This window comes from Streptomyces sp. YPW6 (genome assembly GCF_018866325.1).
Lineage (GTDB): Bacteria > Actinomycetota > Actinomycetes > Streptomycetales > Streptomycetaceae > Streptomyces.
Map to the genome: position 1 here is coordinate 3,458,734 of NZ_CP076457.1, position 15,636 is coordinate 3,474,369.

A 15,636-nucleotide genomic window follows, 5' to 3' on the forward strand; every position below is an offset into this window, starting at 1 on the left:
GTCGACACACGGGGAAGGCGACGCGGGGTCTCGGTGAGACCCCGCGCCGCCGTGCCACCCGGCCGGCGTCACCCGGCCCGTGTCACTGGGCTCGCGTCACAAAGCCCCCGTCACTCGGCCCGTGTCACGGCGCGAGCTTGATGGAGTTAATCGGCGTGATGTCGTAGTCCCAGTACGTGCCGGCGGCCTGGTTCCCCAGGCAGTTGGTGCCGTCGCTGCCCTTGCAGGCGTACGCCTTGGCGCCGCCGGTCTGGTTGTTGAAGAGCCGCTTCATGCCGAACTGGTTGTAGATCTTGTGGGTGCCGTACGTGTAGAACTTCAGGCTCGGCTGGTCGCCGTTCCAGCTCGCGTTCGGGTACAGGCAGACGTAGCCGGACGGGCAGCCGTGGCTCGTGGCGGCAGCCTGCGCCGCGTGGGCCGTTCCGCCCAGCGTGAGCACGGCTCCGGTGGCGAGCGCGGTGGCCGCCATCGCGGTCCTGGTCATGGTCCCCCGCGTCAGACGCATGTGCTTTCATCCCCTTCAGGTCGTTCTGGCGTTCGTTCATCGCTCGTTTACGAGCTCCCTCGATGATGGGGAAACCCGCGCAAACGGGTCGAAGGGTTTTCGGTACACAGAAAACGGCTGCGATCATTTCGGGGGATTCATGTCACTCCGTATCCATTTCACAGCAGACGACCTGGCGCGCATCACCGTCGCTCCCCGCCCTGACCCGATGTGGGAGCTGGTCAACAGCCTGCACGCCCTCCAGGCCCGGCAGGCCGTCCCCGAACACGCGCCGTGGCTGCGGCACGTACGGAAGCGGCTGGCCAGGAGTGACCTCAGGAGCCCGATCCAGCTCCTCACGACACTGGTCCCACCCGCGGGGGACTTACCGGACTTCCTCACCCCGCCGCCCCACGGGGGTGGGCTGGAGACCGCCCGCGACCTCATTCGCGCGACCCCGGCCGCCCGCCTGCGTTCCGAGATCGCCTCGTTCGCCGGGCGCCGGAAGGCCACTCCGTCCACCTGGCTCCGGCGGCTCGCGGAAGGCGACCGCGCCGCCCGGCAGGAGCTGGACGGCGCCGTCCTCACCTACTTCCGCGAACTCCTCGCCCCGCAGATCCACCTGATCGACGCCGTGGTGCAGGCCGACCGCGCGCACCACGGCCGGGACGTGCTGGAGGGCGGAGCCGAGCGCTTGCTGAACGCGCTGTCGCCGTCGATCCGCTGGGAGCCGCCGACGCTGGTCGCCGACTATCCGCGGGACGGGGACCTCCATCTGGGCGGGCGCGGCATCTCGCTGGTCCCGTCCTTCTTCTGCACCGGACGTCCCATCACGCTCATCGACCCCGGCCTCCCACCCGTGCTCGTCTACCCCGCGAGCCGCCGCTCCGGATTCGCCGCCCCTCTCGACGGCCTGCCCGAACTGCTGGGGCGGACCCGGGCCATGGCTCTGTGCGCGCTGGTCTCGCCGTGCGCGACGGGCGAACTGGCCCGGCGGATCGGCGTATCGATCGGCACGGCGAGCAAGCACGCGTCAGTGCTGCGCAAGGCGAGACTCATCACCAGCACGCGCAGGGGCGGCGAGGTGGTGCACGCCCTGACCCCGCTCGGGCGCGAACTGGCACAGGGGCGGAGGGGTGTCTCGTGGTGCTGCGGCACGTAAAGAGCCACGCCGCACGACCGCTGGTCCGGTCGGCCCGTGCGTCCCTGCATCTCATCAACCCTGCTCGGGAACATCGCTGCCCTGTTGTACGAGATCGCTGCTCTGTTGTCCGAAGCAGCAGCCGCATGGCGGGCGCGGCGTGGATGCCGACGGGTCCCGCAGTGGCCTCGGTTGTCGACCGGGACGACTGTTCGGACGGCAGGCGCAGCCCGGGGTCGCGGTTCTCTCAGCAGTGGGCCGCGTAGCGGGCGCACCCCGGTGAGGACGGGTGGCTGGTGTCCCACTGGTGCTGGACTGCCATCAGCACCCCGCCCGCCAGGAGGGCCACCAGCAACAGTGCGACCACCGTCCGCCAGGCACGGTGGACTCCCGCCACAACCGCCAGCGCGAGGACGACGATCAGCAGCACCCGCGTACGCCAGATGTGCGCGAGGCCGGCCGCGTCGATGCGGCTCTGCTCGCCCTGCGCTGCCCAGACTTCCATGCCGAGACCGAACATCCAGTCCAGCACGAACCACGCGGTCCCCAGCAGGAACAGCGAGATGGCGAAGGCCAGGTCCACGCCCCGGGGCGCCGGGCGCGACCAGGGGCGGCGATGCTCCGGGGGCGTCAAGGGGTTCGTCATGTCCGCAGGATGCCGGGGCGGGCGGTGGGGCGCATGAACGCGCGTACTCACCTCCGCCCGGTGCGGTTCATCGACCTCCATCGTGCGCCCGAGAACCGTGCGTGGCCCCACGGCCCTGCACCAGCCAACGGCCCTGCACCGTCCATCGGCCCGCGCAGTCCAACGGCCCTGCACAGTCCATCGGCCCTGCACGGCCCGGAGACAGGGTCGATCTGACCTGGGCAGGATCAGCCGTTGCCGGGCGAGGAAGCCTCCAGGTCGCGGGACCTCAGCGCCAGCCACAGGTCGTAGCGGGCGCTCGGGGGGCGCAGCAGTGAGCGCTGGAGCAGCGTTTCGAGCCGGGTGAGGCGCTTGCGGGCCCCGGGTACGGAGATGCCCAGTTCGGCGGCTGCCGGGCCGAGGCGGGCCTCGCACCGCAACCAGGTGCGCAGGGTCTCCTCCGCTCCGAGGACGGGCGCCAGTTGCGTGTCGGCCCAGTCGCGGACGGCGGGGCGGCGCAGGATCTCGTCGAGGCCGCCCGCCGCCTGTGACGTACCGGATACGGGGGCGGGGCCGTACGGGGCCGACAGAGGCGCCGCCGCGGGCTGCGCGCTCTCGGGGGCGCACCCCGGGGCGGGGTCGGGGGTGCACGCCGGGGCGGGGGTGGCACGGACGCGGAGTGCCAGGTCGAGGGCGGACTGATCGGCCAGCCGGTGCAGGTCGAGGCCGAGCAGCTCGCCGATGAGCCGCAGCCGGGCGGTGAGGGTGTTGCGGTGGACCTTGAGGTGGTCCGTCGCGTGCGACGAGAACGCCAGCCAGGAGGTGGCCGTGGCCAGCAGTTCCTGACTGCCGGGGTCCTGCGCGCGGCGCGGGACGTGCGTCAGGAGCGGGTTCAGCAGCTCGTCCGCCCACCGGCGGCCGATCCCTCCGACGGCGAGCGCGGGATCGGGCGAGGCCCCGAACCGGGCGTGTCGGGTGGGCAGTTCACGGGCGACTGCCAGGGCGTGGAAGGCCTGCCGGTAGCCGGTCGCGGTGTCGGCCAGCGGCACGGGCTCGCTGACGCCCACCACGCAGTCGCCGACCCGGGCGGCGACGGTCTCTTCCACGGCGGCGGCCCCCGGCTGCGGAACCTCCTCCTCCGCGGGCATGACCAGGATGAGGTGACGGGCGTAGACGGGGCACCGCACGATCCAGGAACGGCCGCCGTCCGCGTCCACGCAGACCCGCGCCACCTCGTCGCGGTCGTCGCCGGAACACTCCACGACGCACACCCGCACCGGATCGGGGAGCCGGGGACGCAGCGCCCCGGCGACCTGCTGGGCGATGGAGAGCTGTCCCGTCATCAGCAGGTGCAGCACCGCCTCGCGGCCACGGGACTCGGCGAGGTCCACCCGGCGGCGCTTGCGCTCCAGCGTCTCGGCCCGAAGGCAGAGGGAGAGCGGCAGGACGACATCGGCCAGCAGCACGGCGAGCCCGGCGGCCACGGGCCGGGGGGTGACGACGGCCAGCACGGGAGCGGTCGGCCCGCCGGCTCCCTGCGGGACGACGCTCACGGGGAGGAGCAGGGCGGTGTGCTCGCCGGTGTCCACGGAATACGCCTGGACACCGCGCTCGGCGAGGGCACTCGCACTTGCGGCCACGAGCGCCGCGACATCGGGGACCATCGCCCCTTCCGTACGGGCCGCGGCGTGCAGGACCGTTCCGTCCGGCCCCACGATCCCGGCCCACCCCTCGGACCGCCCGGCCAGCCAGCGCAGCAGGCCGGCCGTTCCGCCGGTGCGGGCCAGCCGGTGCATCCGCAGCAGATCGTCCGTACGCTCCTGTGCGCGCATCAGTCCCCCCGTTCAGCCCTCAGCACGGCTGTGCCGCCGTGATCCGGCCATTGTGACTGTGCGGACCGATACCCCGGCGACCGTCCCACTGGGCGTATTGAACCTCCCGGTCCGCCTACCCGCCGGTTTATCGTCCGAACGTGTTCCGGCACGTCGGGGGACGACGGGGGAGGCCGGAACACGGGAGCGCGGGAACGCGTCGGCAGCGGCTCACGGGGGTGGTCGCTGTCGTCGGTTGCCGCGCTCCCGCACGTCGGGACCGCGCACGGAGCGCCGCCGCCGCGCTGCGCCCGCGCCTAGCCCTCGCACGGGCGGCGCTTCGGCCGCAGCTGATTGTCAGTGGTGCCTCGTAACGTCGTACGCAGGAGTCGACTTCGACAGTCGGCTCCGGAAGCCGACTCCGGCAGTCGGCTCCGGCAGTCGGCTCCGGCAGTCGGCTTGCGGCTTCGACGTCCGAGGAGAGGCGCCCCCATGGAGTTCCGTATCGAGCGCGGTGCACTGGCCGAGGCCGTGGCCTGGGCCGCTCGCGTCCTGCCCGTGCGTTCGCCCGTCCCCGTCCTGGGCGGACTGCTGCTGGACATGGAAAGCGGGGGCGGGGACGGGACCGGAGGCGGGACCGGGGCCGGGCGGCTGCGGATATCGGGGCTGGACTACGAGGCGTCCGCGCGCATCGACGTGGCGGCCGAGGCCCTGAGCCCCGGGAAGGTGCTCGTCATGGGACGGCGTCTGCTGGACATCTGCAAGGTGCTGCCGGACGGTCCCGTGGAGTGCGCGGTGGAGGGGTCACGGTTCACGGTCTCCGGCGACGGGGCCCGGTTCGGCCTCTCCGTACTGCCGCTCGACGACTACCCGGCGCTGCCCCCGCTCCCGCAGGTGCGGGGCGCGGTGGACGCGGAGCTGTTCGCGGCGGCGGTGGCCGATGTGGCGGTGGCGGCGGGGCGTGACGACACGCTGCCCGCGCTCACCGGGATCCGGCTGGAGCTCGACGGCGACACGATGACGCTCGCCGCGACCGACCGCTACCGCTTCGCCGTACGGACCGTCCCCTGGAAGGCGACCGCTCCCGGCGAGAGCGCCGACGTCCTCGTCTCCGCCCGCCGGCTCACCGAGATCGCCCGCTCGCTGGGCCGCTCCGGGCTGGTGAGTGTCGCCCTGGACGCCGGTTCGGCGGGCTTCGAGCACGCGGGCATGCGGACCACCGTGCGGCTCCTGGAGGGCCGACTGCCGCGCCACGAGAAGCTGTTCGCGATGGAGGACCCGGCCGAGGCGTTGGTGGACCGGGCCCGGCTGACGGAGGCGGTCAAGCGGGTCTCCGTCGTCGCCGACGGGGACAGCCCGGTGCAGATGACGTTCTCCCGCGCCGACGCCTCGGTGACGCTCCGGGCGGGCTACGAGGACGACGTGGCGTCCCAGTGGCTGCCGGCCGCCCTGGAGGGGGCCGAGGAGCTGACGGTCGCCTTCAACCCCGGGTATCTGGCGGACGCCCTGGCCACCTTCACGGGACCGTCCCTGCGGCTGAGGCTGATGGGGGCCGGCCAGCGCGCGATGATCACGGACGAGGCGGACACGGGCAGCCACCGGCACCTGCTGATGTCGGTGCGGGCGCAGTTGGCGTGACCGGGTCCGGGCCGCGTCTCCGGTCGCCCGCGGCGGACTTCGGCCGCGTCTCCGGTCGGCCGCATCTCCGGTCGCCCGCAGCGGACCTCGGCCGCGTCTCCGGTGGGCCGCGTCTCCCGTGGGCCGCGTCTCCGGTCGCCCGCGTCCCGTCGGCCGCAGCGGACCTGGGGCGCGGCGGGCTTCGGCTGCGGCCCCGACGCGGAGACGGGGGGTGCTCCGGCTCGCGCCGGACGCACCCCCCGCTCGGTCGGGGTTCCTCAGCCGCCCTCCCGGGCCGGGGTCAGCAGCTCAGGTTCGATCCGGTGGTGGTGCCCAGGAGCTGGGTGAACTGCGTGAACTTGTTGATCCGGCTCTGGACCTGGGCCGGGTTGCCGCCGTTGCACTCGATCGCGCCGTTGATGGAGCGGATGGTCTCGCCGAAGCCCGCGCCGTTCACGATGGCGTTGTGGCCGGTCATCGTGCCGGGACCGGACTGGGTGTTCCAGTACCAGAGGGCGGTCTTCCAGGCGACGGCCGCGTTCTGCTCGACCAGGTAGGGGTTGTTCAGCAGATCGATGCCGAGCGCGTCACCGGCCGCCTTGTAGTTGAAGTTCCAGCTCAGCTGGATGGGGCCCTTGCCGTAGTACGCGGACTGGCCGGCCGGGCAGCCGTAGGGCTGGCTCGTGTCGCAGTAGTGCGGGTAGTTCGCCTCGTTGACTTCCTTGATGTAGTACAGCCCGCCGGTCTCGTGGCTGACGTTGGCGAGGAAGGCAGCGGCCTCACGCTTCTTGATCGCGTCACTGCCGGTGTTGGCGAAGGCCGGGTAGGCGCTGAGGGCGTCGGTCAGGCCCTGGTAGGTGTAGAAGGGGTTCCGGTTCGGGAACATCTGGTTGAACTGGGCCTCGCTGACGACGAATCCGCTGCCCTGGCCCGGGTCCTCGCCGCCCCCGCCGGTGCCGCAGGCGCCCTTGTCGGCCCACACGTCCGACGCACCCGGACGCTCGTTCTGGGTCCACCACTTGGCCGTGTAGTTACGGCCGTTGTACGAGACCGTGCCGCCGTTCGTGTAGACGGCGGAGGAGCTCCAGGGGGTGGCGCAGGTGGCCGCCTGCGCGGTCGCGGCGGGAAGCACGACGAGCGCCGCGACGACCGCGCCGAGCGCGACCAGCAGGCTCATGACACGTCGGAACACGTGATCACACTCCTTGACGCGGCGCGACGTCCGGCCGTGCGCCGCTGTGGGGGTGCCGACACTCAAGCGAGAATGGTCTGAACCTGTCAAGGTCTAGACCAGATTTCGTGACACTTCCGCTCGTGCGCCACCGCACCCCGGGCCCTCCGGCGAAGACTCCCCCGGGGCATCCCCCAGGGCCTCCCCCGGACCTCTCCTCCCGGCGAGGGCCCACCCGACTTCCCGAAGTCGTCGAAGGTCGGCAAGTAGGAGCGGAATGCTGTGCTCCGGCTTCGTGGGCTGCTGCCATGAAGGGGTCACATTCCTCTGCGGAGAAGGGGGTTCGCCCGCCATGCGGACCACAACGATGGGCAGGGACGGACCGGTCGTCGGCCGGCTGGGACTGGGGGCGATGGGCCTCTCGTACCGCTACGCCCCCGGCCTGAGAGACCGGACCAAGGCGGTGTCACTGGTCCAGGAGGCGGTCGACCTCGGGGTCAACCTGGTCGAGACGGCCGACGCCTACGCCGACGGCGAGAACGAGCGGCTGATCGGTGAGGCCATCCGCGGGCGGCGGGACGAGGTGGTGCTCTGCACCGGCGGCGGCCTGCTCGGCAACCCGGACGGGGTGCTCCGGCCCGCGGGCGGCCCGCAGGCGCTGCGGGACGCCGTCGACGAGAGCCTGCGCAGGCTGGACGTGGACCACATCGACCTCTACCTCCTGCGCCGCATCGACCCCGCCGTCCCGCTGACGGAGAGCTGGGGGGCGCTGGCCGAGCAGGTCCTGGCGGGCAAGATCCGCATGCTCGGGCTGCCCGTCGTGACCGTGGAGCAGGCCCGGGAGGCCGAGGCCGTCCACGAGGCGGCGGCGATCGGCGCCGAGGTGTCCCTGTTCACCCGCTGCGGCCTCGACGACGTCGTCCCGTACGCGGTGGAGCGCCGGATCGCCCTGCTGGCCGGCGCGCCGCTCGGGCGCGGGCTGCTGACCGGCGCGTTCTCCCGCCCCGACGACCTGCCCCCGGGCGACTGGCGGCACACCCAGCCGCGCTTCGCCCCCCGGGCCATCCGCCACAACCACGCCCTCGCGCAGGCCGTCGCCCAGGTGGCGGCCCGGCACGAGGCCACCCCGGCCCAGATCGCCCTGGCATGGCTGCTCCGGCTCGGCGACCACGTGGTGCCGGTGCCCGGCACCCGGGCGCCGTACCACCTCGCGGAGAACCTCGGCGGAGCCCGCGTCCGGCTGACCGAACAGGACCTGACCGACCTGGAGTTCCTGCCCTATCCGGCGGGCTCCGCCGAGGTGTGAGCCGGACCCGGACCACCCGTGCACCGCTGCCCCTGACTCGCCACCACTTCTGGAGTTCCTGACATGACGACCTCACTGGTACGGCAGGTCCTTCCGCGGCCACGGCCGCGGGCGGCGACGGCCGACGTCCACGGCACCACGGCGTCCGGGTTCGCCTCGGTGCGCCACTTCTTCGAACGGGCCTGCCGGGAAGCGGGCCCACCCAGATCCCAGGGAGCCGCGCTCGCGGTCGTCCAGGACGGTGAACTGGTGGTCGACCTGTGGCAGGGCACCGCCGACCCGGCCACCGGGACCCCGTGGACCGGCGACACCCTCGTCCCGCTGCTGACGGGCTCCCACTCCGTTCTGGCGACGGCTGTCCTGCTCCTCGCCGACATGGGCGCGCTCGCGCTGGACCGGCCGGTCGCGGAGTACTGGCCGGAGTTCGCGGCGCGCGGCAAGAGCGCGGTGACGCTGCGGGACGTGCTGACCTTCACCGCCCGGCTCCCGGCCATGGAGGCGGGCCTCGACCAGCGGGACGTGGAGAACCCGCGCATGATGGCCGCGCTCCTCGAACTGCACAGCCCGGAGGACGACCCCCGGGCCGGGGGTGTGCTGCACGGCCCGTGGACCGCGGGATGGATCGTCGCGGAGGTGGTCCGCCGGGTCGACGGGCGCGATCTCGACCTGTTCTTCCTGGAGGAGATCGCCGGTCCGCTGGGCCTGGACGTCCACTTCGGCCTCGTACCCGACCAACTGCCCCACGCCGCCCGCATCTCGTACGGGGCGGACTTCCGCTCCCGCTTCCCGGCGCCGGACGGGGTGGCGGACAGCGGCGCGGCGGATCTGTGCGAGCGGGTGTGGAACAACCCGTGCCCGTTCCCGGCGGACACCGGGGTGTGGAGCGAGAGCCGGCGGCGCTACGCGCTCATCCCCTCCCTGGGGGCGTACGCGTCGGCCCGCGGTCTCGCCCGGCTCCAGGGCGTCCTGGCCGCCGACGCCGTACGGGCTCCGGGCGAGGAGCCGCTGCTGCTGTCGCGGCGCACGCTCGACCAGGCGCGGAGCTTCTGGGTCGAGGGTCTGGACCCGCTGCTCGGCGGGGTCAGCGCCTACGGCGAGGGCGGTCTCCAGCTTCTCGACGACGGGCTGCACCCGGCCGTCCGCGCCGGAGCCTTCGGCCACCAGGGCCCCGGCGGGATCGCCTGCCAGGCCTGGCCCCAGGCCCGGACCGGCGCCGCCTGGGTCCGCGGCCGGCTGACGGCCGGGCCGGGGGCCCGGCTCCTGGACGAGGTGGCCGACGCGGTGGACCGGGCGCTGCGGGCGGGCTGAGCGCACGGCCGGGCCGCCGGCGGTGCGGGGCGGGCCCCGGCCGCCGTCAGGCCGGGGTGCGTCCGCTCTCCGCCCGCGAGGGCTCCCGGCCGTCCTGCACGGCCTCCTGCCGGTCCGCGGCGAGGCCGTGCAGGACGACGTCCCAGATGGAGTCCCAGACCGCGCCCCACGCTGCGCCCCGGGGTGTGCCGTGGGCGGCCATCGCGCCCTCCGCCAGGTGCGCGAGCATGGCCTCCGCCTCCTCGGGCGCGACGCCCGGCCGGAGCCACCGGGCACCGTGGGCCCGGTCGAGCAGGCCCCGCAGGACGGGCAGCCAGGTCTCGGCCAACGGCGGTGCGCTGCCGGGCGGACCGGCTTCCAGGCGGCGTACGGCGCGGACGAAGCGGTCCTCGTGCGCCAGCCGGGCCAGGGTGTCGATCAGGGCCCGCAGCTCCCGTAACGGGTCGGCGGCCGGGGCGAGTCCGGCCAGACAGCGGCCGAAGCGCGCGCGTCCGGTGAGACGCACCTCCTCGGCCAGGGCGGTCTTGTTCCGGAAGTGGAAGGTCAGAGCGCCGATCGAGGTCTCGGCCCGCCCGGCCACCCGCTGGAGGGAGGCGCCCTCGTAACCGCGCTCGGCGAACTCGTCGGCCGCCGCCTCCAGCACGGCCTGGCGCGTCCTGGCCGCCCGTTCCTGCATGCGCCTTCTCCTTGAACCTCGGCAAGTCGTCGCTCTTCTCGCTCAGAAATATAACGAACATTCTCTATGTTTGTTAGTCTGCTCACCGACGCTCACCTGGGAGGGACTTGCAGTGACGACGATGCACGAAACGCCCGAGACGGCGACGGGCGGAGCGCTGGACGACCTGTCCCGCCTCCTCTTCGGCCATTTGCACCGCTCCGACCAGCAGCGTTGGGGGCACGTCTACTTACAGGGCCTGCTGCGCACGCACGGCAAGAAGACCGTGCGCCGCATGGCGGCCGCCGTGACCGGCTCCGAGGCGACGTCGCCCTCGCTGCACCAGTTCGTGAACGCCAGCCCCTGGGACTGGGCCCCGGTCCGCGGCCGGCTGGCCCGGTGGGTCACCCGGTCACTGCCGGTGCGGAGCTGGACCCTGGCGCCGACGGTGCTGCCCAAGCGGGGCGACCACTCGCCCGGCGTGCACCAGCGCTTCCTGCCCGATTCGGGGCGCACCGTCAACTGCCAGCTCGGACTGGGTCTCTTCCTGGACGCCGGGCGGGCGCACCTCCCGGTCGACTGGCAGCTCTTCCTGCCGCCGCGGTTCACCCAGGACCCCGCCGTACGGGAGCGGGCGAAGATCCCGGCGGGGGCCCGGCCGCAGTCGCTGGAGGAGCAGGCTTTGCACCTGGTCCAGGAGATGACGTCCTGGACGGACGGGGAGACCGCACCCGTGGTGGCCGACCTGACCGCCCTGTGCGACATCGCACCGCTGATCCGGCGGCTCCAGGGCAGCGGGCACGCCTTCGTGCTCGCCGTCCCGGGCCAGACGGCCGTCGGCGGAGCCGAACTGCCCCCGGCCGAGCGGCCGTCGGCGCGTGCGCTGCTGCTGCGCCGCGGGGTGCGGCACCCGGCGGGCGCGGGCCGCCAGATCATCTCGCACGAGGCCCCCGTGCACGGGCTCCGCCCGAGCGGCGAGAAGACCCAGGGGCCCGGCCGGCTGCTGGCCGAGTGGGACGCGGACACGGGGCGTCCGGGCCGGATCTGGCTGACGAACATCACCGACCGCCATCCGGCCGAACTGCTGGAGCTGGCCCGCTCGCCCCGGGGCGCGCAGGCCGCGGTCCGGCGCATGGGCGAGGACTTCGGCCTGCTGGACTTCGAGGGCCGCTCCTTCCCCGGCTGGCACCGGCACATGACGCTCGTCTCGGCCGCTTACACGTGCGGCATCCTGGAGGGATGACCCCCCTGTAGCCTAATTGCACATACAAATAAATATCGGCCAGAGCCGCCTCCCGCAGGCACCGGCCCTCCCCAGATGATTGCATGGGCATGTATCTTGTTGTTATCGCAGTCGAGAAGGGGAGCTGTTCCATGACGATCAACCAGCAGCCACGCGCCGCCTCCGATCAGACCATGTGGGAGGCCGTCCTCGGCCTGCACGCCTTCGTGGAACGCCAGCTCGCACACACCCTCCAGCGCCGCTACGGGGTCGGCCTGTCCGAGTACCGGGCCCTGGAGACGCTCCACCAGGCCGAGAAGGGCGAGTGCCGCATGCAGGAGCTGGCGGACCACATCGGCCTGGGCCAGAGTTCGGTCACACGCCTGGTGGGACGGCTCGACAGCGCCGGCTACGCCTACAAGGACAGCTGCGCCGACGACAAGCGCGGCGTCTTCGCCGTCATCACCGAGGAAGGGCGCAAGCGCTACCAGGAAGCCCGCGCCACGTACGCCGACGTCCTCAGCTCGGCCCTCAACACCGCGAGCGCCGACGCCCAGCTCGCCCGGGCGGTGCAGGCGCTGCGCAGCGCCGCCTGACGCGACCACGACGACGGCGGGAGGCGGCCGGGGCAACCCGGCCGCCTCCCGCCGTCTTTTGCATGTTCGGGCTTCCCGTGCGGCCGACAGGCATGTGGCCTGGATCACACGAACGCTCGATCTATTTGCTTGACCATGCAAATGATACCCCGTAGGTTCTCTCTCGTAGCCAGAGTTCGCGGCCTCGCAGCCGGATCTCGCAGTCGGACCGCGCAGCTCGATCGCACGGCCGGATCCCGCCGCGAGACCACCCATCCACCGAGGGGGACCGTTGCCATCGCCTCGCCTGTTACAGGCCTTCAGCAGACATGTACAGGACCAGCCCGACAGCACCGCGCTCGTCGCCGCCGGCGAGCGGGTCAGCTACGCGGACCTGGAGCGGCTGACCCGCCGCGCCGCCGCCGACCTGGACGGCGCCGGCTTCGGATCCGTCCGCGCCCTGTGCGTCCCGGCCCACAAGTCGCCGGAGACCGTGGCGCTGCTGCTGGCGGCCTGGCGTCTGGGGATCAACACCCTGGTCCCCTCCCCGAGTCTGGGCGCCGCCGCCCTGGCCACGCTCACCGCGCAGGCCCACGGCCCGCTGACGGCCGCGGCGGTCCCCGGCGGCGGCGTGAGTCTGGCGCGGGAGGAGACCGACCCCGCGACGGCGGAGGGCTTCAGCCTCCCCGACCCCGCCGACTCGCTGCTGACCCTCACCACCTCCGGGTCCACCGGCGTACCCAAGCTCGTCCCGATCCGCACCGTGGCCTTCGACCGGTTCGCCGACTGGGCCACCGGGAAGTTCGGGATCGACGCCTCCACCCGGGCCCTGAGCTTCTCACCGCTCAACTTCGACCTGGCACTCCTCGACGTCTGGACGGTCCTGGAGGCCGGCGGCACGGTCGTGCTGGCCGACGCCGGGGCGAGCGGGGACGCCGGCTACCTGCGCGAGCTGGCCCTCGACAACGAGGTGACCCTGGTCCAGGGCGTGCCCCTGCTGCACCGGCTCCTGGCCGCGGACGGCGCCCGCTACCCGGCGGTCCGCACGGTCGTCTTCACCGGGGAGGCGGTCTCCGAGCAGGGCCTGCGGGACGCGTTCGCCTCCTGCCCCGGCGCCCGCTTCCACAACGTCTTCGGCTGCACCGAGACCAACGACAGCTTCATCGAGGACATCGACCCGGACGCGTACGTCCATCCGCTGCCCATCGGCGCACCGATCGAGGGCACCGACGCGGTCCTGCTGATCGACGGACCCGAGGGCAGCGAGGTCCTCCAGGGGCCCGGCACCGGTGAACTGCTGGTGCACACCCCCTTCCAGACCCGCGGCTATCTCGAACAGGCCCGCAACGCGCACGCGTTCATGCCCGACCCGCGCGGCGGCGACGCCGTGTTCTACCGCACCGGCGACCTCGTCCACCGCGACGCCGACGGCCGCCACTTCCTGCAGGGACGCACCGACTTCCAGGTCAAGGTGCGCGGCGTGCGCACCAACACGCTGGAGGTCGAGACGGTCCTCGGCGCCCACCCGGACGTCGTCGAGGCCTGTGTCGTCGCCCTGCCCTGCCCCGAGGCCGGCAACCGGCTGCACGCCGAAGTGGTGCGCCGGGACGGGGCCTCCCTCAGCTCGCTGGGACTGCGGGCGTACGCGGCGAAGCTCCTGCCGCGGCACGCCGTGCCCAGCTCGGTCGGGCTCGCCGGCACCCCGCTGCCGAAGACCCCGACCGGCAAGCCCGACCGCAACTCGATCAAGAAGAGCCGACTGAACGGAGAACCCTCATGAGCACCGCCGCCAACGACCCGATCCGCGCCTACATCGTCAGCGAGTTCCTCGCGGGCGAGGACGCCGAGGACCTGACCGACGACTTCGACCTCATCGAGAGCACCGTCGTCAACAGCCTCGGCCTGGTCCGCCTCATCTCCTGGATATCCGAGACGTACCGGATCCCCGTCGACGACATCCCGCTGGAGCCGGCCGCCTACCGCACGCTCGCGGACATCCGCCGCTTCGTCGAGCAGGCCGCCCCGGCCTCCGTCTGACCCCACAGCTCCACCACCGCACCGCACGCCCCCCACGCTCCAGACGCACCAGCACACGTCCAGAACACAACGATGACAGGAGTACTCCCATGATCGTCCGTTCTCTCTCCGACGTCCCCGCGGTCGAGTGGGGCAGCGGCACCAGCCACCGCCTGCTCACCGAAGCAGACGGAATGGGCTTCACCGTCTGCGAGACGCTGGTCCGCAAGGGCACCTCCAGCGGACTGCAGTACCTCGGCCACCTGGAGGCCTGTTACTGCATAGGCGGCTCGGGCGAGGTCGTCACCACCGAGGGGGTCCGGCACAAGATCAAGACCGGCACCATCTACGCCCTGGACCAGCACGACGCCCACCACCTGCTCGCCTCCGACGACGAGGACCTCCTCCTCGTCTCCGTCTTCAGCCCGGCGCTGCGGGGCGACGAGAAGCACTCGCTCTCCGAGGACGGCTTCTCCCGCTACTGATCACCGCCGCCGGGTGCGGGGCCGCGACGGCGCGGCCCCGCACCCGGCTCACCCCGCGACCGGCGAAAGGCAGGGCAGAGCCCTCATGGCAGTAGAGAAGGACACAGACACCTACGGCATCACCGCGCCGTACGGCGACGAGCTGAACGACGACGTCGCCCGGTGGGACCGGGCCGGCGAGTTCCCGCACGAGAAGTGGAAGCCGCTCCAGCGCTCCGGCCTCTTCACCCTCCCCTTCGCCCCGGAGCACGGCGGCGCCGGCCGGACGCTCACCGAGACCATGGCCGCGCTGGAGGGCCTCGGCCACACCAGCCGGGACGCCGGCCTCAACTTCTCGGCGTCCACCCAGATCGTCAGCGTCGGCATCCCGCTCCAGGCGTTCGGCTCCGAGGAGCTGCGCTCGCGCTATCTGCCGCGGGTCACCTCCGGCGAGGCCATCACCGCGCACGCGATCACCGAGCCCAGCCACGGCTCCGACGTCATGAACATCCGGACCACCGCGGTCCGCGAAGGCGACACGTACGTGATCGACGGCGGCAAGATGTTCATCACCAACGCCCCCGTCGCCGACCTCTTCCTGCTCTACGTCCGCACCGGCAAGCCGGGCGCCTTCGGACTCAGCACCTTCCTCGCCGAGCGCTCCACGCCCGGCCTGAAGATCGGCGAGCCGCTGGAGACGATGGGGCTGCGCACCTCCCCGATCAGCGAGGTCACGCTGGAGAACGTCCGGCTGCCCGCCGCGAACCGGCTGGGCAGCGAGGGCGCCGGCTTCCTGATCATGGACTACGTGATGAAGCGGGAGGTCCTCTTCTCCTTCGCCGTCAACCTCGGCGAGATGACCCACCGCCTCAAGCGCGTCGTCGAACACGCCACCACGCGCCAGCAGTTCGGCAGCTCCATCGGCAAGAACCAGGCGGTCTCCCACAAGATCGCGGACATGAAGATCGCGGTGGAGACGGCCCGTAAGTGGCTGTACGACACCGGGCGCAAGGTCGAGCAAGGCACGGACGCCTCGCTGGACGTGGCCGCCACCAAGATCGTGGTCAGCGAGGCCAACCAGCTCACCGCCCAGCACGCCATCCAGATCTTCGGCGCCCGCGGCTATCTGACCGACACCGGCATCGAGCGCGAGCTGCGCAACGCCACCTCCGGCTCCATCTACTCCGGCACCAACGAGATCCAGCGCAACTGCATCGCCGCCCTGATGGGCCTGTGACGAG

At 72.5% G+C, this 15,636-nt stretch carries 15 protein-coding genes; 10 read left to right on the top strand and 5 right to left on the bottom strand.

What is annotated here, in order from left to right; genetic code table 11:
* Positions 1-124 precede the first annotated feature (124 nt).
* Entirely contained in the window at positions 125-484 is a 360-nt protein-coding gene (locus KME66_RS15245; RefSeq protein WP_253208353.1) for a hypothetical protein, read from the bottom strand.
* Positions 485-644: 160 nt separating this feature from the next.
* On the opposite strand from KME66_RS15245, the gene KME66_RS15250 reads away from it, so the two are divergent.
* Complete coding sequence (locus KME66_RS15250) at positions 645-1,646, top strand: winged helix-turn-helix domain-containing protein (RefSeq protein WP_216322896.1); 1,002 nt, start codon at positions 645-647, stop codon at positions 1,644-1,646.
* Positions 1,647-1,872: 226 nt separating this feature from the next.
* On the opposite strand, the gene KME66_RS15255 is transcribed toward KME66_RS15250, so the two are convergent.
* The gene (locus KME66_RS15255) at positions 1,873-2,271 is read right to left on the bottom strand and encodes a DUF6234 family protein (protein ID WP_253208354.1); all 399 of its coding nucleotides are present in this window, start codon (positions 2,269-2,271) and stop codon (positions 1,873-1,875) included.
* Between the two features lie 227 nt (positions 2,272-2,498).
* The gene (locus KME66_RS15260; protein ID WP_216329371.1) at positions 2,499-4,046 is read right to left on the bottom strand and encodes a helix-turn-helix domain-containing protein; all 1,548 of its coding nucleotides are present in this window, start codon (positions 4,044-4,046) and stop codon (positions 2,499-2,501) included.
* 507 nt (positions 4,047-4,553) lie between these two features.
* On the opposite strand from KME66_RS15260, the gene dnaN reads away from it, so the two are divergent.
* The gene (dnaN, locus tag KME66_RS15265) at positions 4,554-5,699 is read left to right on the top strand and encodes a DNA polymerase III subunit beta (protein ID WP_216322899.1); all 1,146 of its coding nucleotides are present in this window, start codon (positions 4,554-4,556) and stop codon (positions 5,697-5,699) included.
* A gap of 280 nt (positions 5,700-5,979) precedes the next feature.
* Here the strand turns inward: dnaN and KME66_RS15270 are convergent, their stop codons facing one another.
* Positions 5,980-6,870: a glycoside hydrolase family 19 protein gene (locus KME66_RS15270; protein ID WP_073219068.1), complete on the bottom strand. Its 891-nt coding sequence runs from the start codon at positions 6,868-6,870 to the stop codon at positions 5,980-5,982.
* Between the two features lie 331 nt (positions 6,871-7,201).
* Between KME66_RS15270 and KME66_RS15275 the strand changes: the two genes are divergently transcribed.
* Together KME66_RS15275 and KME66_RS15280 are read left to right on the top strand one after the other, a co-directional pair.
* Positions 7,202-8,155, top strand: coding sequence for an aldo/keto reductase (locus tag KME66_RS15275; RefSeq protein ID WP_073219065.1), 954 nt, complete (start codon positions 7,202-7,204; stop codon positions 8,153-8,155).
* A gap of 63 nt (positions 8,156-8,218) precedes the next feature.
* Positions 8,219-9,463 carry a serine hydrolase domain-containing protein gene (locus tag KME66_RS15280; RefSeq protein WP_216322902.1) on the top strand — a complete coding sequence of 415 codons (1,245 nt, stop codon included), beginning with the start codon at positions 8,219-8,221 and terminating at the stop codon, positions 9,461-9,463.
* A gap of 46 nt (positions 9,464-9,509) precedes the next feature.
* Here the strand turns inward: KME66_RS15280 and KME66_RS15285 are convergent, their stop codons facing one another.
* On the bottom strand, positions 9,510-10,139 hold the full coding sequence (locus KME66_RS15285) for a TetR family transcriptional regulator (protein WP_079185564.1): 630 nt from the start codon (positions 10,137-10,139) through the stop codon (positions 9,510-9,512).
* Between the two features lie 121 nt (positions 10,140-10,260).
* On the opposite strand from KME66_RS15285, the gene KME66_RS15290 reads away from it, so the two are divergent.
* The 6 genes from KME66_RS15290 to KME66_RS15315 all read left to right on the top strand — a co-directional run bounded on the left by KME66_RS15290 (position 10,261) and on the right by KME66_RS15315 (position 15,632).
* Positions 10,261-11,361 (top strand): transposase, encoded by a 1,101-nt coding sequence (locus KME66_RS15290; protein WP_253208355.1) that lies wholly within the window; start codon positions 10,261-10,263, stop codon positions 11,359-11,361.
* Positions 11,362-11,492: 131 nt separating this feature from the next.
* A complete protein-coding gene (locus KME66_RS15295) occupies positions 11,493-11,936 on the top strand; it encodes a MarR family transcriptional regulator (protein ID WP_073219059.1) in 444 nt (147 codons plus the stop codon).
* A 271-nt stretch (positions 11,937-12,207) separates the two neighbouring features.
* Positions 12,208-13,695 carry an AMP-binding protein gene (locus KME66_RS15300; protein ID WP_073219056.1) on the top strand — a complete coding sequence of 496 codons (1,488 nt, stop codon included), beginning with the start codon at positions 12,208-12,210 and terminating at the stop codon, positions 13,693-13,695.
* Positions 13,692-13,952 (top strand): acyl carrier protein, encoded by a 261-nt coding sequence (locus tag KME66_RS15305; protein ID WP_073219052.1) that lies wholly within the window; start codon positions 13,692-13,694, stop codon positions 13,950-13,952. Before KME66_RS15300 ends, KME66_RS15305 begins: the two co-directional genes overlap by 4 nt.
* Positions 13,953-14,041: 89 nt before the next feature.
* The gene (locus tag KME66_RS15310) at positions 14,042-14,416 is read left to right on the top strand and encodes an ectoine synthase (protein ID WP_069735574.1); all 375 of its coding nucleotides are present in this window, start codon (positions 14,042-14,044) and stop codon (positions 14,414-14,416) included.
* Between the two features lie 85 nt (positions 14,417-14,501).
* Entirely contained in the window at positions 14,502-15,632 is a 1,131-nt protein-coding gene (locus KME66_RS15315; protein WP_073219050.1) for an acyl-CoA dehydrogenase family protein, read from the top strand.
* The last annotated feature ends 4 nt before the right edge of the window (positions 15,633-15,636 follow it).